20 protein-coding genes are annotated in these 19549 nt (G+C 51.1%); 5 read left to right on the forward strand and 15 right to left on the reverse strand.

Annotated elements, in window-relative coordinates; all coding sequences use genetic code 11:
- Positions 1–37: 37 nt before the first annotated feature.
- Positions 38–1348 (reverse strand): glycosyltransferase family 4 protein, encoded by a 1311-nt coding sequence (locus WFK81_RS19620; protein ID WP_336788072.1) that lies wholly within the window; start codon positions 1346–1348, stop codon positions 38–40.
- A 173-nt stretch (positions 1349–1521) separates the two neighbouring features.
- Here WFK81_RS19620 and asd point away from each other — a divergent pair, with 173 nt between their 5' ends.
- Positions 1522–2310, forward strand: a complete 789-nt coding sequence (gene asd / locus WFK81_RS19625) for an archaetidylserine decarboxylase (RefSeq protein WP_336788073.1) — start codon at positions 1522–1524, stop codon at positions 2308–2310.
- Positions 2311–2588: 278 nt separating this feature from the next.
- Here the strand turns inward: asd and WFK81_RS19630 are convergent, their stop codons facing one another.
- Positions 2589–3374 (reverse strand): AraC family transcriptional regulator, encoded by a 786-nt coding sequence (locus WFK81_RS19630; RefSeq protein ID WP_336788074.1) that lies wholly within the window; start codon positions 3372–3374, stop codon positions 2589–2591.
- A gap of 392 nt (positions 3375–3766) precedes the next feature.
- On the opposite strand from WFK81_RS19630, the gene WFK81_RS19635 reads away from it, so the two are divergent.
- Positions 3767–5062, forward strand: a complete 1296-nt coding sequence (locus WFK81_RS19635) for an aminotransferase class I/II-fold pyridoxal phosphate-dependent enzyme (protein WP_336788075.1) — start codon at positions 3767–3769, stop codon at positions 5060–5062.
- Positions 5063–5124: 62 nt separating this feature from the next.
- Here the strand turns inward: WFK81_RS19635 and WFK81_RS19640 are convergent, their stop codons facing one another.
- From WFK81_RS19640 to WFK81_RS19665, 6 genes are all read right to left on the reverse strand, one after another.
- Entirely contained in the window at positions 5125–6378 is a 1254-nt protein-coding gene (locus WFK81_RS19640) for an ABC transporter permease (RefSeq protein WP_336788076.1), read from the reverse strand.
- A complete protein-coding gene (locus WFK81_RS19645; protein WP_336788077.1) occupies positions 6375–7127 on the reverse strand; it encodes an ABC transporter ATP-binding protein in 753 nt (250 codons plus the stop codon). Before WFK81_RS19645 ends, WFK81_RS19640 begins: the two co-directional genes overlap by 4 nt.
- A 136-nt stretch (positions 7128–7263) precedes the next feature.
- Entirely contained in the window at positions 7264–8463 is a 1200-nt protein-coding gene (locus tag WFK81_RS19650) for an S-layer homology domain-containing protein (RefSeq protein ID WP_336788078.1), read from the reverse strand.
- 127 nt (positions 8464–8590) lie between these two features.
- Positions 8591–10009 carry a DEAD/DEAH box helicase gene (locus tag WFK81_RS19655; RefSeq protein ID WP_336788079.1) on the reverse strand — a complete coding sequence of 473 codons (1419 nt, stop codon included), beginning with the start codon at positions 10007–10009 and terminating at the stop codon, positions 8591–8593.
- 24 nt (positions 10010–10033) lie between these two features.
- Positions 10034–10807: an SDR family NAD(P)-dependent oxidoreductase gene (locus WFK81_RS19660; RefSeq protein WP_336788080.1), complete on the reverse strand. Its 774-nt coding sequence runs from the start codon at positions 10805–10807 to the stop codon at positions 10034–10036.
- A 115-nt stretch (positions 10808–10922) separates the two neighbouring features.
- The gene (locus tag WFK81_RS19665; protein WP_336788081.1) at positions 10923–11384 is read right to left on the reverse strand and encodes a chemotaxis protein CheX; all 462 of its coding nucleotides are present in this window, start codon (positions 11382–11384) and stop codon (positions 10923–10925) included.
- A gap of 167 nt (positions 11385–11551) precedes the next feature.
- Between WFK81_RS19665 and WFK81_RS19670 the strand changes: the two genes are divergently transcribed.
- Complete coding sequence (locus WFK81_RS19670) at positions 11552–12526, forward strand: zinc dependent phospholipase C family protein (protein WP_336788082.1); 975 nt, start codon at positions 11552–11554, stop codon at positions 12524–12526.
- Positions 12527–12558: 32 nt separating this feature from the next.
- On the opposite strand, the gene WFK81_RS19675 is transcribed toward WFK81_RS19670, so the two are convergent.
- The gene (locus WFK81_RS19675) at positions 12559–13542 is read right to left on the reverse strand and encodes an HRDC domain-containing protein (RefSeq protein ID WP_336788083.1); all 984 of its coding nucleotides are present in this window, start codon (positions 13540–13542) and stop codon (positions 12559–12561) included.
- Between the two features lie 212 nt (positions 13543–13754).
- On the opposite strand from WFK81_RS19675, the gene WFK81_RS19680 reads away from it, so the two are divergent.
- On the forward strand, positions 13755–14051 hold the full coding sequence (locus WFK81_RS19680; protein ID WP_336788084.1) for a DUF3055 domain-containing protein: 297 nt from the start codon (positions 13755–13757) through the stop codon (positions 14049–14051).
- A 57-nt stretch (positions 14052–14108) separates the two neighbouring features.
- Positions 14109–14381, forward strand: coding sequence for a hypothetical protein (locus WFK81_RS19685; protein WP_336788085.1), 273 nt, complete (start codon positions 14109–14111; stop codon positions 14379–14381).
- Positions 14382–14584: 203 nt separating this feature from the next.
- On the opposite strand, the gene WFK81_RS19690 is transcribed toward WFK81_RS19685, so the two are convergent.
- The 6 genes from WFK81_RS19690 to WFK81_RS19715 form a co-directional block, all read right to left on the reverse strand.
- Positions 14585–15442: a 5'-3' exonuclease gene (locus WFK81_RS19690; protein WP_336788086.1), complete on the reverse strand. Its 858-nt coding sequence runs from the start codon at positions 15440–15442 to the stop codon at positions 14585–14587.
- 643 nt (positions 15443–16085) lie between these two features.
- Positions 16086–17279: an aminotransferase class I/II-fold pyridoxal phosphate-dependent enzyme gene (locus tag WFK81_RS19695; protein WP_336788087.1), complete on the reverse strand. Its 1194-nt coding sequence runs from the start codon at positions 17277–17279 to the stop codon at positions 16086–16088.
- 5 nt (positions 17280–17284) lie between these two features.
- Positions 17285–17647 carry an arsenate reductase family protein gene (locus WFK81_RS19700; RefSeq protein ID WP_336788088.1) on the reverse strand — a complete coding sequence of 121 codons (363 nt, stop codon included), beginning with the start codon at positions 17645–17647 and terminating at the stop codon, positions 17285–17287.
- A 138-nt stretch (positions 17648–17785) separates the two neighbouring features.
- Positions 17786–18010: a hypothetical protein gene (locus WFK81_RS19705; RefSeq protein WP_336788276.1), complete on the reverse strand. Its 225-nt coding sequence runs from the start codon at positions 18008–18010 to the stop codon at positions 17786–17788.
- Positions 17950–18900: an RluA family pseudouridine synthase gene (locus WFK81_RS19710; protein WP_336788089.1), complete on the reverse strand. Its 951-nt coding sequence runs from the start codon at positions 18898–18900 to the stop codon at positions 17950–17952. The genes WFK81_RS19705 and WFK81_RS19710 overlap by 61 nt, the downstream gene beginning before the upstream one ends.
- A complete protein-coding gene (locus tag WFK81_RS19715; protein WP_336788090.1) occupies positions 18897–19478 on the reverse strand; it encodes a cob(I)yrinic acid a,c-diamide adenosyltransferase in 582 nt (193 codons plus the stop codon). Before WFK81_RS19715 ends, WFK81_RS19710 begins: the two co-directional genes overlap by 4 nt.
- Positions 19479–19549: the final 71 nt, after the last annotated feature.

The raw sequence follows: 19549 nt of genomic DNA on the forward strand, positions 1-19549 counted from the left end.
TACTGCCGTTTTAGGCACAAAAAAAGGACAGCAGCTCTTAACTGCCGTCCTCCGGGGGATAAGGCTTTAGATTTAAAAAGCCCATTTGATAGCTGATTATCTGCTCATCCTCATGAGCCTTCCCCTGTTTGTGCTGAGGAAGCGGCTCAGAATCGATTCCATCCGATAGATCCGGGTTGTCATGGAATCTCATATCCATTTCATTTCGTTGAATCTTTAACCACCGCTTTGCCGTATGTTCCCATGTGAACAGCTGCTCCACACGTTGTCTGCTCTTTATCCCCATCTGCCGGCGCAGAGCCGCGTTATGCAGCAAAAGCAGGAGCTTGGCAGTCAGCTCGGATTTAATTTCTTTCTGATTAATGAGAAAACCGGTCTCTCCATCCTGGATAATTTCCTGCATCCCGCCAGCCCGCGTAGCGATAACCGGAAGACCCGTTGCCATCGCTTCCACATTCACAAGTCCAAACGCCTCCCGCTTGCCTGAAGGCATTACGGCAATATCGGCTGCCATGAACCAGCCCGGAACTTCCGAGTATGGCACATAAGGCACGAACCGGATATGTTTCTTGTTCCGTTCACCCATCTTTAGCAGCTTGCGGGAATAGGCCGTAGTACGGTGAGATCCGTAATAGGGGCTTCCGACAATAACAACAAGAAGATCCGGATGGGTCTTGATCAGCTTTGGCACGATGGCCAGCAAATGATGCACGCCTTTAAGCGGTATAAGCCGGCCAAGAAATACAACTACCTTCCGGTGGGCAAGGCCTTTACGCTCCCTGTGATGTCTTCGTACCGCTTCCCCTTCCGCCGTATAGCGGGACTGGAAGCGTCTAGTCTCCACTCCGGGATAAACGACGCGGACCTTCGCTCCGGCTTCAGGCACCTTCTTAAGGATCAAACTGCGCAGAAAATCGCTGTTTACAATAATCCGGTCTGCTATAGCAAAGCTCTGGCGAAGCCGCGTTTCGGAAATATGTCTTGGACTAATATACGTGGAAGAATGCAGATTAAGCCAAATTTTGGCCTTCGGATTGGTCCGATTCAGCTTTATCACATACGTCGGCCTGTTCTCGACCTGTATAATATGCGGGCCAAATCCCTGTAATGCACGGCCTATTTTCTCAACGTAGGCCGATCGTTTGGCAGCATGGAATCTTTCGCAAACAACATCGTTAACTAAGCTTCGCCGGGGTAAATTCAGCCCGATTTTCCCGTAAATACGAGGTTCGATACTAGGACGCAGCAGAGGAACGAACTTTTCAACAACGCGTTCGACAGAGCTGCTTTTTCCCGATGGAATTGGATAGGCTCCTGGCGTAACGAATGCCACTTTCACTGACGACATGTCGAAGGAAGGCCTCCTTCGTTATCAATTTGCAGTTAGCATACGCGATCCCTCCCGATATTGATACAAGGTTGCGCGGACGCCTATGCTATTGATTTGTATGAACGGTTGTGTCACACTGTTCGGAGGACATCGAAAGGCAAGATGCAAGGAAAGGACGTGAGTGAGCGGGTATGATGGGATGGTTGTTTCAAGCCATGACGGAGCTTAGTTCGCGCAAATGGATATCCAGACTGACCGGCCGCTTCGCGCAATCGAAGGCAAGCCGCGGCTGGATTCCGAGATTCGCCAGCATGTATAACATTAAAATCGAAGAAGCGGAGAAGCCGCTGGAAGCATACAGCACGTTAAATGAATTTTTTACGAGGCGCCTGAAGCCGGGCTCCCGGATTATACATGAAGAGATTACGGCTCTTATAAGTCCGGTGGACGCCTTGATCACGGGGGCAGGCCCCATTAAAGCCGGTACGATCGTTAATGTAAAAGGACAGGATTATACGATCGAGGAGCTGCTTAACCGCTCTCCCCGAACAGAACTGTACCTCGACGGGTATTACGTCGTACTGTACTTAAGTCCAACCGATTATCACCGCATACATACGCCGGTAGACGGACAGATTGTCGAGCGCGAGCATGTTCCGGGCAAGGTATACCCCGTTAACGACTTTGGCCTTCGCCGCATGCGGCGCGTCCTCAGCCGGAACGAAAGACTCATTACCTACATCAAACATGCCGGAGGCGAAATGGCCGTTGTCAAGGTTGGCGCCATGAACGTCAGCAGCATTCGTTACGTCGAGCCTATCCGCGACAAAGCTGAAAAAGGCGGCGAGCTTGCCTATTTCGAATTCGGCTCAACCGTTGTCCTGCTTATGGAGAACGATACTTTTATTCCGCGGCAGGATCTTGCGCCAGGGTTAAGGGTGCGGATGGGCGAGAAGCTGGGGCAGTTGATTGAGGGGTAAAGAGCATGCTCATTGCGCGTTAAAAGGCATGCTCATTGCGCATTAAATGTTCTTCCGATCGCCATTGCTCGGGGATTCCTTTGAACAATCCTGGCGGATTGGAATCCCCTCACAAAAGCGAACGTTACACTTCTACAGAATCATTTAATGCTCCAATCGCACTCCACCCCTAAATCAACTTAATTTTAAGAGGAATAGGGCTAGCCATTTCATTGTTCGAAATGGCATTGATAGAAGAAAGGCGCCGAGGGAGTTACCCTGCGGCGCCTTGTTTGCGTTTAACGGATTTCGGATGGGCTTCGGCCCGTGTATTGCTTGAACTGCCTGCTGAAGAAGAAGATATCCCGGTAGCCAAGCGCATCCGCAACCTCCGTCACGTTCATGCCTTCGTACATGAGCAAATGCTGGGCCCGTTCAATCCGTGTCCGGATCATATACGATTGTACCGACATGCCGATCATTTCTTTAAATTTTACGGAAAAATACCGCGGAGACAGCTGCGCGCGCATCGCCAGATCCTCGACCCGGTGAGCTACGCTTGGATGCTGCTTCACGTAATTGGCAACCTCCTGAATCGCTTCGGTCAGCTGGTTGCTTCCTTTGCGCTCAACCGGCATCTCCCGGTCCTCCCGCAGCAGATGAATCATCAGCTGCTTGAGCACAAGCAAAGCTTCTTCCTCCGCCGCGTATGTCTCAACGAGGAACAGCCGGACATAACGGGAAAGCAAATATTCGAAATCAACGGTATCCGTCAGCTTCCGGTAACGCTCCGGCACAAACTGCACCGGCTCGCGTACGTCAAAATGGATATAAGTCAGAACAAGCGGCTTTTGGGGATTATGGGTAGCGCTCGTATGGTCACCCGGCCGGAACAGAAAGCAGCTTCCTTTCCCTACCGGGTACGTTGTTCCGTTAACTTCCACTTCCCCTTCGCCGCTCCATACATAAAATAAATCATAGTTCGCCATCGGCTTTTCGCGCCGCTGCCATCTCCAGTTTGGTTCACATACGATTTTGGCAATAGGCGGCAATTTAATGTAAGAATCCGGAGATAAGTGCAGCATGTGAATCCTCCTAAAATTTTTCTCGATAACGCACTTTGTTATCGAGAAAAATACTTCGTAAGCATAAACCAAATTTTTCACGATGACGCACTTTGTTATCGTGAAAAATACTTCGTAAGCATAAACCAAATTTTTCTCGATAACGCACTTTGTTATCGTGAAAAATTACATCGTAAGCATATCTCGCATTCCATTTTTCGCGAAATTTCGAGTTCTTGCCGACATCATACAACAGCCGGAATCTCGCACGCAAGCGGGTATTGCCCTCCCGTTTGCACAAAAGTCAAAAAGATTTGCATTTTGATTGGTGTGCTTTGTTAAAAAAATGTTATAATAGCACCCGATAAGCGTTAAATGACGAATTGATTTCCCGGAAGGATGGAATGAAGTCCATGAACCCACTTGCTCAGCAGTTGAATGAGACGCTCGAAGCCGAAAGTCCGAACGTCTACGACATGTTGTCCGCTTTAGGAAAAGCGATTTATTTCCCGAAGGAAGGCATACTCAGCCAATCCGCAGAAGCAAAGGCCAAGGCTAAGAAATTTAACGCCACGATCGGCATAGCAATAGAAAACGGTCAGCCCATGCACCTTAAGGTTATACAAGACACCTTGTCCTCGTATGATCCAAAAGATATATACGAATACGCTCCGCCAGCCGGCAAGCCGGAGCTGCGTTCCGCATGGCGCACCAAGATGGTTAAAGAAAACCCTTCCCTGGAAGGCAAAAAATTCAGCAACCCTGTCGCTACGAACGCATTGACACACGGTTTGAGTATTGTTGCCGACTTGTTCGCCGATGTCGGCGATGCGGTTATCATCCCGAACAAGAACTGGGAGAACTATGAACTGACATTCAACATCCGCCGCGGTGCCGAGATCGTTGAATACCCGCTATACAATGAGGATTACCGCTTCAACAGCGCCGGTCTGCGCGAAGCTCTTCTCGCTCAGAAAGACAAAGGCAAAGCGATTGTTATCCTCAATTTCCCGAACAACCCTACCGGCTACTCGCCGGGTCCTCAGGAAGGCGATGAGATTGTTGCAGCAATCCGCGATGCGGCAGAAGCAGGCATTAACGTTGTTGCCGTAACGGACGACGCGTACTTCGGCTTGTTCTTTGAAGACTCGCTGCATGAATCGCTATTCGGCAAGCTGGCTGATCTGCACCCGCGCGTACTGGCTGTAAAAGTCGACGGCGCGACAAAAGAAGAATACGTATGGGGCTTCCGCGTTGGTTTTATTACTTACGCTAACCCTTCCGATAAAGCACTCGCTGCTCTTGAGCAAAAAACGATGGGTATTATCCGCGCGACAATCTCGAGCGGCCCGCATCCATCGCAAACCTTCGTATTGCGCGCGCTGCAGTCTGCTGAGTTCGACGAGCAGAAAGCGGAGAAATACGACGTAATGAAGAAGCGTGCCAATAAAGTAAAAGATTTGCTCGACAGCGGGCGTTACGGCGATGTTTGGAGCTACTATCCATTTAACTCCGGTTACTTCATGTGCCTTAAGCTGAAAGGCGTATCCGCGGAAGAGGTCCGCACCCGTCTCCTGGACGAATACGGTATCGGGACCATCGCGCTTGGCGAGACCGATCTTCGCGTTGCATTCTCTTGCATCGAAGAGCCGAACCTGGAAGAACTGTTCGATACGATCTATAAAGCGGTTACCGAATTGATCGGTTAATTTGCCCAAATAAAAAAAGCGGTGCAGGATTCCTGCACCGCTTTTTTTATTTGGGATAACCTCTACTCTTCCTCCGCATCCTTAGCCAGTTTGCGGCGCATGCGGCCTGGACGCAAGAACAGAATCTGCGCATAAGCCACCAGCAGCGCGGCAATTGCAGGAAAAATGAACCCTTGAACGAGCAGCATGACGGCTCCCGGCAGCCACATGAGGAACGCAACAACCGCGAGTGCCCATCGGTCAACGATAAGAAGACTATCCATCCGTTTGGCCTCGGGCAGCGGATAGACATGCCGCCATACGGAGTAGCGATGCGCGTGCCTCAACCCCCCGAGCTGTACGGCAACCAGCTGAAGCAGGATGATATAAGCTGCAGCTGCTCCCCAACCAGACAGCCATCCGTCTTCTCCAAACCAGTAAACAATAAGCGCAAACAATACCGTAAGACGCAAGACGATGCCGCCAATTTCCGTCCGTACAAGGGACGCCGCGTATAAATACACATAAGTCAGGCGGTGACGGTTCGGAATATACCTTAGAATCCATGCCAAATAAGCTCGGGATGCCGTACGTGAAGGCATCGTTGGAACATCGATAAATAAACCGAAAAATTGATAGTAGCTTCTTCGGGTGCGAGCCTCCTCTTCAATCAGCCGCTCCCACGGGAAGGAATGCTTGTCCGGCAGCCGGTAGAGCAGGGCAAACAAGCCAAGGAGCAGCAGCAGGAACAATGCAGCCTGCCATGGCGCTCTTGTAAGTATGACCACAAGCGAAAGAGCATTCGCTGCCCAGCGTAATAGGCGGAGAAGCCGGCGGACACCGGACCAGGCTAATTTCCGTTCTTTCCACGCCCCCCACAGGTTTGCCGCCCGCATAACCAGGCAAAAAAGCAGCAAAGTCCAGAAACCTGCTTCCCCGTCACCTTGCCGGTAAATCGGCCAGTATAGCAGGAGAACAATAATCCCGAGCAAAGATGTCATGATTGCCGAGCGGCGGAAGCTTCTTGCCATATAGCTGCCCATCTCCGCTTCCCGGGGCATATGGAAGACGATATCCGGCGAATTCAGCCAGGTTCTAAGCGGACTCCAGCTAAGAATAATAAACAAGGCTACTGTACCAACAAGCGTAATCGGAAATCCGCTTGGCAGGTCCCGAATCAGCTTGATGTAGCCAAATGCAGACGACAGCACAATAAACGACATAAACAACGGAAACCCGCTTTGTGCCATGTAACCGAAGTATGGGGTTACTTCTTTACGGAATTCTCCCGAACGCTTTAGCCATAATGCCTCAAGCGACCGATCCCCCCCGCTCATTGGCGTCCCTCGGTAACAAGCTTGTAAAAGGCATCCTCCAGCGCTCCGCCGCGCAATTCGATTCCGGCAGTCTGGCATACCTCTTCCAGCGTGCCGTATGCAGCCACCTTGCCTTGATGCATAACAATAAACCGGTCGCAATACGCTTCCACCGTAGACAGGATATGGGAGCTCATCAGAATGGCCGAGCCTTTCTTCTTTACTTCAACGAGCCGTTCAAGCAAAGAGCGTATGCCAAGCGGATCAAGTCCAAGGAACGGTTCGTCTATCATATAAAGCGGCGGTTCAGAGAGCAGCGCATTCATGATCATCACCTTCTGCTTCATCCCCTTGGACAAATGCGAAGCAAACGCTCCGCGCTTGGGCCTCATCTGGAATTCATCTAGGAGCTGCTCCTGCCGCTCCCCAAACTGCGGCTCCGCCACATTATAGGCCATCCCGGTCAACCGCAAATGCTCCTCGACTGTCAGCTCGTCGAACAGCACTGGTGTTTCAGGCACATAGGCAAAAGCGGACCGGTAACGCTCCGCGTTGTCCTCAAGCGTAACGCCATCTACCTTCACCTGCCCCTGATGCGGCTTCATAAGCCCAAGAATATGCTTGATCGTTGTGCTTTTACCCGCACCATTGAGTCCTATTAATCCTACCATTTCTCCCGCCCGCACCTCGAACGTCACATCATGGAGCACGGGACGCCGCGGGCTGTAACCGCCGGTTAATCCGGCAACCTGCAAAATGGGCTCGCTCATATTCCGTCACCTACAATTACCTATAATATAAGTTGCTTTTTCTCTTAACAGCATACCGAATTACTGCCGCAATATCAAAAAAAAGCAGGCATTCCTTTCCACGAGGGAAGGAATACCTGCTTCCATTCAATTCTTATTAAAGGATAGTAATACCCGCAATAACGCCGTCTTTGCCTTGAATTCTAACATCATGGCCCGTTACAAGATTATTTCGGTCGCCGGCAATAAGCGCGTTATCCGCAACGTTATAAATGGTTACCGTTGTTTGATTTCCGTCTTGCTTCGAGATGGAGATCGTGGACAGCTTGCCGTTAGCGTTATAAGTAATCGTGTTGATCTTGCCCGTAACGTCAAATACAGTGGACTGATCAACGGCTGCTTTAGTTACTTCAATAAACACGATTTTGTTCTGGTAAGTGCGGACAAGAATCTCGTCGCCGGCTTTCAGCGCGCTAACCGCAGCTTTCTTGTCGTCTCTGAAAATAAAGACGTTAGGATCAAGGCTAAGCGTCAAATCCGTACCGCTCGATTGCGTAATCGTAATTTGACCATTCGAAGCAGCTGCTTTGAGCTTGCCGGTGATCGCTTGTCCGTCGTTATCCGGAATTTCGGAATCCGTGCGGTCGAGCAAGGCAGCTAGCTCCGCGCGGGAAACCGGCTGGTTCGGACGGAACGTATTATCGTTGTAGCCCGTAATGATTCCTTTTTTGATGGCGAGAGCCACATAACCAACGGAACCCGCCGGAATATTTTTCGCATCCTTGAAGTCTAGTTGAGTGTTGTTGAGCGCCTTCGCTTCATCTTCCAATTTAAGCGCTTTAACGAGAATCGTTGCCGCCCACAGACGAGTTGCATTTTCTTGAGGCTTCACCTCGAAGTCATTCTCGTTAAACAGATCGTTCTCAACCGCTACCGCAACGTAACCTACAGCCCACGGATACTTCTTCTTGATTTGATCGGCATCCTTGAAGTTCAGCTTCGTGTTCATTTCCGCCGTCGATTCCGCCTGATCGCGAAGTCCCATCAAACGAACCGCCGCAACCAATGTCTCAATGCGGGAAATTTTTTGGTTCGGTTTGAACGATCCGTCCTCATAACCGGTAAATACGCCTTTCGATGCAAGACGCATAATATATTCCATTGCCCATTTCATATCATCTTCGTCTTTGAATTTCCAGTTCACTTTAACTTCTTTTTTCTCGCCACGATCGTCGCCTTTTTTTCCGCCATTGTCGTTATGGTTACCGTTTGCGAAAGCCGAAGACGCGCCGCCTGCGAGCATCATAACAGCTAGCGAAGAGATCACCGTTTTTTTCCATACCGCTTGTTTCTTCATAAAAAGCCACTCTCCCTTGTACTTTATTCACGGAAATTATCCGCTTGTACCTTCGCCTATACGTTTTCGTCGAAGGTCTAAAGTTTTGGGAGGGTGGCTTCTAAAAAAATTTCTTTTTATTGGTTTTTTATTGGTTATCCTGACTTTCGCGCTTAGCCTTCAGCCACTTCGGAGCACCCTTGTCTTTCTTGTCGCGGAGCCGCTCCTGCTTGGTTGCAGCCGGCTTTGGACGCGGTGCCGGAGCAGCGCTGTCAGGCTTGGCAGCGCCTTTTTTCGGCTTGCGTTCTTCCTTCAGCAATGATTCCCATTCCTTGCTGTTCTTTGGCGCAACAAAGGAACGCGTACTGACTTCCTGTTCTTCGGAAGCCCGGCGAGGAGAGGGTCTTGTCGACACTTTGCTTGGCAGTTCGGTTGGAGCCACAAATTCGCCTTTGTACATCGCTTTCTCCGGCAGCTCGATGCGAAGCGACTTGCGGAATTTATCCATAATAAACCGTTCTTGCGGCGTAATTAGCGAGATAACGGTTCCTTTACGGCCCATGCGCCCGGTACGGCCGGCGCGGTGAACATAATGATCCGCATCGATAGGGGGTTCCAGATTAATGACAAGAGGCAGACCCTCAATATCAAGACCTCTGGCCGCTACGTCGGTTGCGAGAAGCAGCTGCGTTTTTCCTTCGCGGAATCTGGCTAGCGTTGCTGCGCGGCGCTGCTTGTCCGAATCGCCGTACAACGTCTCTACGGAGAAGCCCTCATAGCTCAGCTTTGCTTCCCAATTCGCGATATTTTCGGTAACGTTCAAGAACAATAGCGCAGATTCCGGCTTCAGCATGCGGACAATCCGTCTTGCGACATCCGGCTTGTCCCGTTTATCGCATACGACGTAAAAGTTATCAATCGTCTCCGAGACCCGTTGCTCCGGCGCAATCTGAATGCGGACCGGCTCCTTCATCCAGCGTCCTTCAAACCGTGCCATCACATCCGGATACGTTGCGGAGAAAAAGGCCATCTGGCGCTCTTGGCTCATAGCGAACAGGATCGTCTCCACCTCTCGGGTTGAACCAAGCTCAAACACCTGATCCGCTTCATCGATAACGATATGACGCACATCGCTTAACTTCAGCTTGCGCAGCTTTAGCAGCTCGTGAATCCGCCCCGGCGTGCCGATGACAATCTGCGGGCGAAGCTTTAGCTTCTCGATTTGGCGCTTCATCGCCGCGCCGCCAATCAGCTGCTGAACGCGAAGGCCAAGCGGCTCCGCGTATCCTTCGGCTACACGGACGATTTGCATCGCCAGCTCCTGTGTGGGGGCAAGGATAATCGCTTGGATCGCCCCCGATGTTGGTTTCAGCTGCTGAAGCATCGGCAGCAAATAAGCCAGCGTCTTGCCAGAGCCCGTCTGCGAACGCGCGGATACATCCCGGCCTTCCAGCAAAGTCGGGATCGCCTCGGCTTGAATAGCCGATGGAACCTTTATATTGTTCGCTTCCAGCTTATCGCCCAGCGCCTTCGTAATGCCTAGATCATTCCATGTCTTTTGACTCATATACGTTCCTCTCTTTTTCCACCGCTATTTTCGATTAAACCAACCGCCAAACAGGCGATCGGCGATGCGCGGGAACAGCTGATACAGCTTAATGCCAACAGCCGCCGTTTTTGGCAGATCCACTTCGGCTTTCCGCCGTTCCATTACTTTAATAATTTGCGATGCCACATATTCGGGCTTCATCATAAACCAGCTTACGTTTTTCACGTAAGTGCCGGAAGGATCGGCGACATCAAAAAATTCGGTGCGGATCGGACCCGGATTCACCGCCGATACCGTAACACCCGTTCCGTTCAGCTCCATCCGCAAAGAATTGGTGAAGCCCAGCACCGCATGCTTTGTTGCCGAGTAGCCGGTAGACTTCGAGGAACCGATTTTCCCCGCCATGGAAGCGATATTAACAATATGTCCGCTTCCCTGCTTCAGCATGTAAGGCAGCACGGCTTTCGTACAGCGGACAATTCCCATATAGTTGGTGTCCATCATCTGCTCGAAACTCTCTACCTCTGCTTCCAGGAAGGTCTCGAATTTGCCAAAGCCCGCATTGTTCAGCAGGATATCGATTTTGCCGTATTTCGCTAGGATGGCATCAACGGTCTGCTGCACCTGCCTCATATCGGTTACATCCATCTGATACATCGGACATGCCGCGCCGATGACGGCCGCATGCTTGCGAAGCCGCTCCAGATTTCGCCCGGTCAGGATCGGCACTGCTCCAAGCTTAGCCAGCTGTTTGGCCGTTACCGCTCCAATTCCGCTGGAGGCTCCGGAAATAAGGACAATTTTCCCCTTTAACACTCATCATCACCTGCATCCGCTTCGCTCATTCTCATCTCTTCAGTGTACTTGATCAGTCCCCGATTAGCAAAAAATAAAGCAAAAAAAATAGCTCCCGAAGGAGCCTGCTTCTATGTTACGATGCGACTAGGACTTGAATATCGAATTGACCGATTCCGTCCATAATGAGAGGTACCGTTAAAGCCTTTCCTGCGGATAAGCTTTCGGCGCTAGCCGACTGAATTATTCTTGGAGGCGTAATATCTACGTTTACCCCCTGATTGTACAGCATGGTGCTCGCATTGCCGCTTATCATATTACCAAGCTCGGATATCGCGCTGCGTCCGATCTCGTCTAGCTCAGAGATCATAAATCCGCCCATCATCGCTGAGACCATCTTCAGAGCTACCTGCTCGCTCAGTCCGAATACAATGTCGCCATTCATTTGCCCATTAATCCCAATCTGAATCCAAATATGATTCTCTACTAATTCGATATTCTTCAGGCCTAGCTTTCCGGTGGAAGGCCGAATCTGTACCACCTGTTCGATGACGATCGTTGCGGCTTCAAGAAACGGATTAATGTATTCTGCCTTCATTAGCGGGAACGCTCCTTTTCGACAAAATTCGCACGTAGTCTATTCTGTTTCCATTATACTTAAATTCATAGGACAAGTATACTAATATTATCATTATTGAAACTTAAGTCCTAAGTAAATGGTCACTTCTTCATACTTAATTTGACAAAATGTGGAGGTTTTCTTCCATGCCTAATGTTTGGGCTCATCTCATATTTGGCCAAAAAGTACTTGATCATCTGCAAGAGGCCAAGCTTGTCGCCTCGGAACCGCTTCGCCGGTTATTTTATATGGGCTGTCAGGGTCCGGATTTCCTATTCTATCATCGGTTTTTGCCGTGGCAGGGACAATCGCCCATGATTCAGCTGGGCACCGAAATGCATAACCGGGACTGCGGGCCTGTTCTTATGAAGCTGCTTGATTCGGTTCTCGGTCGCCCGGCAGAGGCCGGTCAGCCTGATTCGGCTGTTGTCTATTCGCTTGGATTTGTCCTCCATCACGTGCTGGACCGGCATATGCACCCTCTTGTCTTCAGCAGGTCGGGATTCCGCAAATGGGATCATCAGCGCTATGAGGTGATGATGGATACTTTAATTGCGAGGCAGCAATGGGGAATCGAAACGTGGAAAACACCGGTATGGCGCAAAATCGATGTAGGGGGTGGGCTGCCGGAAGCTATCATTCAAGCCTTCCAGGCCATTGCGGACAGCTTCTATTCCAAGCTTGCGCCAATCATTCGCAAGGAAGATTGGAATAACGCGATCCGGGATATGATCCGGGCTCAGCGGCTGTTTCACGATCCTGCTTCTATTAAACGAACCGTTACCTTTGGGCAAATTGAACCGTTTGTCTTCCGGAAGCAGGTGCCTTATGACGTGCTGAACGAGGCCGGAACTTCATGGATTGATCCTTCGGACAAAACGGTTATCCGTAATGAGACCGCCTGGACCTTATGGGACCGCGCCATGGAGGATGCGAAGCTGGTTATTCCAGCCGTCCTTCATTATTTAAGAGAAGGCAGCAAAAGGCCGAAGCTGCGACAGATTGCAGCCGACCGGATCGGCAATCTCTCCTATGAGACCGGACTGCCTTGCGATTCCGACGCCATCATTCGATATGCGGAACCGCTTTGGCCGGATGGCGGAATAAAGGAAGCACCCTAAACCGGGGGCTTCCTTTATTCCTTCCCAGACAACTACATCGCTTGCTGCTTTACGGACTTCCGGTAATGGAGACGGACAAGGCGCAGCCTTTCATAGAGGACATCCATTTGTTTCTCTTTCAGGCTGTCTTCCCCGTATACCTGCTGCAGTACGGGCTTCAAGTAGCGGTCGCCTGCCTGGCGGAACGTTTCCCAGATCAGCTCTCTTTCCGTGTCCGGCATATCGGCGAGCTCCCTTGCGATAAGAGGCTCAAAATCGTAGCCTTCCGTCTCCAGCTGCTCAATTCGGTCCATAATCTCGCGTCGCGGAAGCTCCAGCTCCGACTGCAGCTGCTCCATCGAACCGCCCTCGAATACAAAGCTCAAAATCCGCTTCTTCTGCTGCTGCCGGATCATATCGTTTTTGTAGCGAGCCTCCTTCTGCTTGTACATCCATTGGGTATACGCTGCCGGCTCCAGCTTCTCGGTTACCCATTTCAGCGGAAAATCGGTCTCGCGGCCATGCTGTTCCGTAATCTCTAGGAGCTCCTGCCCGTACGCGGCATGCTTCTGTTCCCCCCAGCCCGGAATTTGCAGCAATTCTTCCGTTGTATAAGGAACAAATGCGCTAATCATCCACAGCATCCGGTTGGTGGCAACGAGATAAGCCGAACGCTTTTCCGAGACGGCCTTCTTGCGGCGCCATTCCCGAAGCGCTTCGAACAGCTCCTGCTTCGCATGCAGCTCTCCGTAACATTGCAGCATGGACAAGAAGCTGCCGGCTCCTCCACGCTTCTCCTCCAGCATCCCGTCTACGACCGGCGTATAGCCTTCGCCCATTTTCACCGCAACGCCATGACGGAAGCCGATCAGCATTTCTTCCCAAGACGTGCCTTCAAACCAGCTGACCGCCTCTTCCTCACCCTCCGACCATAAGACTGCCCAGATGCCTTCTCTCTCGCAGATGGAGAGCTTCCCCGTTACAATGGCGCCGTCCTCGGCCGGTTTTTCAAACGTGTTCAAAAAAACGATTTGCATGCCTGCTTCACTCCTCAATCAAAATGGATAATCGCGCGAATAAACGTAATCTAGCCTTAAACGAAAAAAAAGCACCCCTCCTGCAAAAAATGCAAGAGAGGTGCTTCCTCACGTTCGTTTATTCGATTAGTTCAATGCTATCATAACCGAACCTTTCTTACAAGCGTTTTCTTATTGTATAATGTGTGCAAACGATTAGTGGAGGCTTTGCCATGCTGCTGCCTGATTATGATTTTATGTCCGATACAACGGAAGATACGTCCACAAGATTCGTGACGTTTATTACGCCAAGTATGAAGCGTTTCGACCTCGCAATTATGTCGACGGCAAGATTTTACGGCAAGAAGCTGATTACCGATCTGCAGGCCGGACGCACGGCTATCATTGGACCGGATGATTTGGAGGAGGAAGGGTACCTGGAATACACCTTTAAACTGACGGAGGAAGAAGCGGCCGAGCTTGCCCAGTTTTTATATTTTGTAGTAGGAACGGTGAATTTTACCGACTAAACGGGGGTAAACTGAGAGGGCGAACGCAAACTTACGCCATTTCAGGAGGAGATATCGGTGGATCGGTTTACGAACGAAGACCGCAGCGAATATACGGATTTTTCGACGGTGGAATCACAGAGGAATGATCTCTCCCACGAGGAGTTTCCGGACGGTTCTTACGGCTCGAGCATAACGGGGCCAACTGGCAAAAGCGGTCCTTGGCGCATTGATCAACGTTCCTCAAGGCCTTACGGCTATGAGAATCGCCAAATGCACGAGGACTATAACCGTGATTTTGCGGGCGATGATGATTACGACGCGCTCCCTGATGCGATGGATGAACCATAATGGAAAGAAAAGCCCTGGCTATGTTCGTAGCCAGGGCTTTTCAAACCTAGTGTCTAGGCGGAAAAATACCTTGAAGCGCAATAATATAATTCATGGCAACATAAGGCTGCATATTGTTATGCGGCTGATTTTTCCGCAACAAGAACTTAGTGTTTTATGGTAAAAAAAATAAGGCAGCTGCGCTCAGCGCAACTGCCTTCCAATTAACCGATTAATTTCAATAATGATGCCAGACGATATTTTTCAAATACAACCTCTGCTTCAGCCGGTATGCTCCATACGCATTCTTCCAAGCTGCACGCAACCGGCACTTCAATGTTAATCCGGGCCAGCGTCCGGGACAGATGCAGCATATCCAGATCCGCTTCAATCTTCGCTTTAATGCTTTTGGACACCGAGTCCAGGTTGCTCAAAATGCCATCGATGGATTCAAACTCCTGAAGAAGCTTCAGCGCCGTTTTTTCGCCAATTCCTTTGACGCCCGGGTAGTTATCGCTTGTGTCGCCGGTCAGCCCTTTCATCTCGATAACCTGGAACGGATGAATGCCTTTGTCTTCTCTGAGGAAATCCAGGTCGTAAACCGCATAATTGCCTCTGCCTTTTTTCATGATCACAACATGAATGCGGTCCGTGACAAGCTGCAACATATCTTGGTCACCTGTCAAAATATACACGTGAGCCATTTCGCTAAGCTGCTTCGATACCGTGCCGATACAGTCGTCCGCCTCGTAACCCTCAATTCCGATATTCGGAATACCGAGAGCGGCTACAATATCTTTCACGAGCGAGAATTGCGGAATCAAATCGTCCGGAGCTTCCGGCCGGTTGGCTTTATAGTTCGAGTACATCTCGGTCCGGAACGTTTTGCTCCCCATATCCCAGCAGCATGCCACATGGGTTGGCTGGAACTGATTCACCGCATCAAACAGATATTGCATAAAACCGTAGATCGCATTGGTAGGCGTACCGTCCGCCAATCGTCTAGCGCTGTATTGCTGAGCAAAGAAGGCTCGGAAAAGCAGCGCCATTCCGTCTACTATAAGAATTTTATTTTCGTTCATTCGAAAGGGCCATCCTCTACACCATAATATGATTCTATTGTACAGCAGTTTTGGCTTTCATTGTAATGCAAAAGCTGGCATTGGAGGCTAGGTCGCTGGGCGGTCATTTCGCAAGCTTTCTCGGGGAATGGGTCGCTGGGGTCGCTGCGTAAGGGAATATTCTTTCGATCGCTGTTGTGTCCGGATTCCTTGAACAATCGGACGAGGTCCGAATCCGGAACACAAAGGCGTACGCTCCGCTTCTCAAGAACATTCCCTTACTCTCCTTCCCGCTCCCCACCCCCTTTACTCGCTCCGTTCCCTCGCTCCCAACCTCTCTTAATGCCGCTGATTTTGCATTAAGATGAAGCCAAAACCGTGTACGGTTTTGGCCGTAGCCATCACTCAATTCCCGAGTGATGGCAAACTAATTCATATCCATTACTCGTATTCCGAGTGATGACATATAAAGAACTGCATCACTCAGGTTACGAGTGATGGAAACGGCCCCTATAAAATTGCTTGGACGAAGCGAAGCAAGCCAATACTCTGGAGAAGTGCAACGTTCGCTTTTGTCCCCGAATTTCATCCGCTAGCGGATTACAAACAAGAAATTCGGGGACAATGGCGATCGGAAGAGTATTGGCTTGCGTAGTGAACGCTTCTAGCAACGAATATATTCCCCGATCCGCCGAGCAGCTTCGCGCAGCCTTGCTTCGTCTTCGACCAATGCAATCCGCACAAACCCTTCTCCCTCGCTGCCAAACGCTTCGCCAGGAATAACCACAACGCCCGTCTGATCAAGCAGGCCGCGGGCGAATTCGCGGGAGGTCCATGTGGTGCCGTCGCTGCGCTTCGGCAGCTTCGCCCACACAAACATCGTTGCCTTCGGCTTCTCTACAGTCCAGCCTTCAGCGGCCAAAGCCGCAATAAACGAATCCCGCCGCTGTTCATATAATACGCCGGCTTTAGGCGGCGCAGAAGCAGACATCGCTTCTTTCAACGCCGCTACGCCCGCTTCCTGAACAGCGCCAAATACGCCGTAATCGATGTTTTCCTTCAGCTCGCGCAGCGCTCCAACCGCTTCGCGGTTCCCTGCAAGGAAGCCGATCCGGCAGCCGGCCATATTAAAGCTTTTAGACAAGGAATGGAATTCTACCGCTCCCTCCAATGCTCCCGGAACGGCCAATATGCTCGGGGGCTCATGCCCGTCGAAGGCCATCTCGGAGTATGCCGCATCGTGGACGACTAATACGCCGTATTGCTTGGCTTTAGTTAGAAGTCGCTCGAAGAAGGCAAGATCTACAATGGCCGATACCGGATTGCCCGGGTAGTTGAGCAAAACAAATTTTGCGCGTTCCCACACTTCATCCGGCACGGAATCGAGATCCGGGAGGAAGTGGTTCTCTTCCTTCAGCGGCAGCAAATAAGGCTCCACGCCTGCTAATGCCAATGCCGCCGTATAAATCGGATAGCCTGGGTTAGGCACAATCACAATATCTCCCGGATTACACAGCGACATGGCCAAATGGGACAAGCCGTCCTGCGAGCCCATCAGAGATACCAGCTCATAGTCGGGATCCAGCTTTACTCCGAACCGATGCTCCATCCAGGCAGCTGCCTGCCGGCGAAAGCCTGTACTGCCATGCGTACCCGGATAAGCATAAATATCCGTGCGCAGCGCCGCTTCGCTTAACGCCTTTCTCACTGCCTCCGTTGGAGGCTTGTCAGGACTGCCGATGCCAAGGTTAATAATATCCCGGCCCTTGCCGGCGGCTTCCGTTCTCCACTCCGCTACCTCGGCGAAGATCGACGAGCCCAACTGCGACAACCGTTCAGAACGCCATGGTTTCCTCATCCCGTTCACCCGTTCCATACTTGCTCGTATTGTTCTTCCTTGTAGCCAACCGTTACTTTTTTGCCATCTGTTACGATTGGGCGTTTGATCAGCATGCCATGGGATGCCAGCAGCTCAAGCTGCTCTTGTTCGCTCATGCTGCCCAGCTTGTCCTTCAGGCCAAGCGCCTTGTACACTTCGCCGGATGTGTTGAAGAACTTCTTCATTTCCAATCCGCTGTTCTTAACGAGTACTTTTAGTTCATCGGGAGTTGGCGTCTCTTCTACAATATGCTTAAGGTCCAGCTCATTGCCCTTTGCTTGCAGCGATTTGACGGCCTGACGGCATGTACCGCATTTCGGATATTGATAAATCGTCAGCTTGCTCATCTGCATAAATCCTCCTGTTTCGTTTAAAGCACTGCCTAAGCCAGTCTCCGACCGGCTGCAACTCGGTTTTTTCCTCTTATTCCGTTCAGCCTACCGCCCACGCCAGTCTCCGACCGGCTGCAACACGGTTTTTTCCTCTTATTCCGTTCCGCCTTCCGTCCACGCCAGTCTCAGACCGGCTGCAACTCGGTTTTTTCCTCTTATTCCGTTCAGCCTGCCGTACACGCCTGGCTCCGATCGGCTGCAACACGGTTTTTTCCTCTTATTCCGTTGCAATTTGCCGTTAGCCAGCTCGAGCGCTTTCAGCTCTCTTGCAACGCCAATTCCAGCCGCACTAGATCCGGCGGCAGAGCTGCGGTCCATTCGATCCATTCCTTCGTCATCGGATGCTTCAATCCAAGCGTCTCCGCATGAAGCGCCTGGCGTCCGGCGGCGTTTTCCCACTCGTCTACCTTCCCTGACTGCAGTCCGTACATGCTGTCGCCGATCAACGGGCAGCCGATATGCTTCATATGGACGCGGATTTGATGGGTCCGCCCCGTCTCCAGCTTTAACCTCACTCTTGATGCTTTTCCCTCGCCATATACAGCTGCCGTCTTATAATGCGTAACGGACGGGTAACCTTCCGGCGTTACGATTCGGACATGAGGATCCTCAGGGTTGCGGTCAATTGGCGCATCTACCGTTCCCTCTGCCGGGGACGGCGTACCGTATACGTAGGCGCAATAGATCTTCATTATCGATCCGGCTTGCAGCTGTTCGGACAGCTGCTGGTGGATATAAGGATTTTTGGCGATCACGACTAGTCCCGACGTCTCCTCGTCCAGCCGATGCACCGGACGGAACCGGACTCGCTCTCCCTTCACCTGCCAATGATGAACAATCCCATTCGCGAGCGTATTCGTGTAATGTCCCTTCGTTGGATGGACGATGATACCCGCGGGTTTGTTCACGACAAGCAGATAATCGTCTTCAAATACAATGGACAAAGGCAGATCCTGCGGCAAAATATCCTCCGAGACCTCTTCCTCCATGCGTATGGCAACCAGATCTCCTTCGGTTACTTTCGCCGTCGTATAAGCCCTTACCCCATTAATCGTAATGCCGTATTGGGTCAGCTTGAGCCGGGACAGAAGCGAGCGCGAGACGCCCAGCTTCCGTTCCAGCACCGTCCTGATATCTTTTCCTGCCATATCAGCGCCGACCTCAACGGCCAGCGCTTTGTAATAACCCTCAATATCTTGGACTGTCATTTCGATTTCTTGCGGAACACTTCCGCGCTCCGTACGTATTCGGTGTCAGGCACGCCAAGCTTTGCGTTGGCCGCTCTAGCCGCTGCAAAGAAAAAGTCCGACAGCCGGTTCAAATATTTCTGCACTTCCGGATTTGCCGGGTTGGCAGGATGCTCGGCGGCAAGCGTAACCACGCGGCGTTCGGCGCGGCGGCATACGGTCCTGCAAACATGGAGCAAAGCCGATACGGTGCTTCCTCCCGGCAAAATAAATCTCGTAATTTCGGGCGCTTCTTCGGTATATTGATCGATCATCGCTTCAAGCCTAACCGCTGCCTCTTCCGTCACTTTGAGCGGAGCCCCGGGGCTTGCATAGGCCAGGTCCGAGCCGCAGTCAAACAGCTCCTGCATAATATCTACGAGGAGCGCGGCCATATCCTCCAGTTCCTCATGCTTCGCGGCCTCCGCTGCCGCCTGCCCGACAAAGGAGTTCAGCTCATCAATCGTGCCATAAGCCTCAACGCGGATATCGTCTTTGCGTACGCGCCCGCCAATAAGCGAGGTCTGGCCCTTGTCTCCCGTACGAGTATAAATTTTCACAATAATCAGCCCTTCCTAAGGGTGTAGTTCCCTTCACTATACCATATATCCATTCGTTCATTTCGCAAAAA

The organism is Paenibacillus sp. MMO-177 (assembly GCF_037147795.1).
Taxonomy (GTDB): Bacteria; Bacillota; Bacilli; order Paenibacillales; family Paenibacillaceae; genus Pristimantibacillus.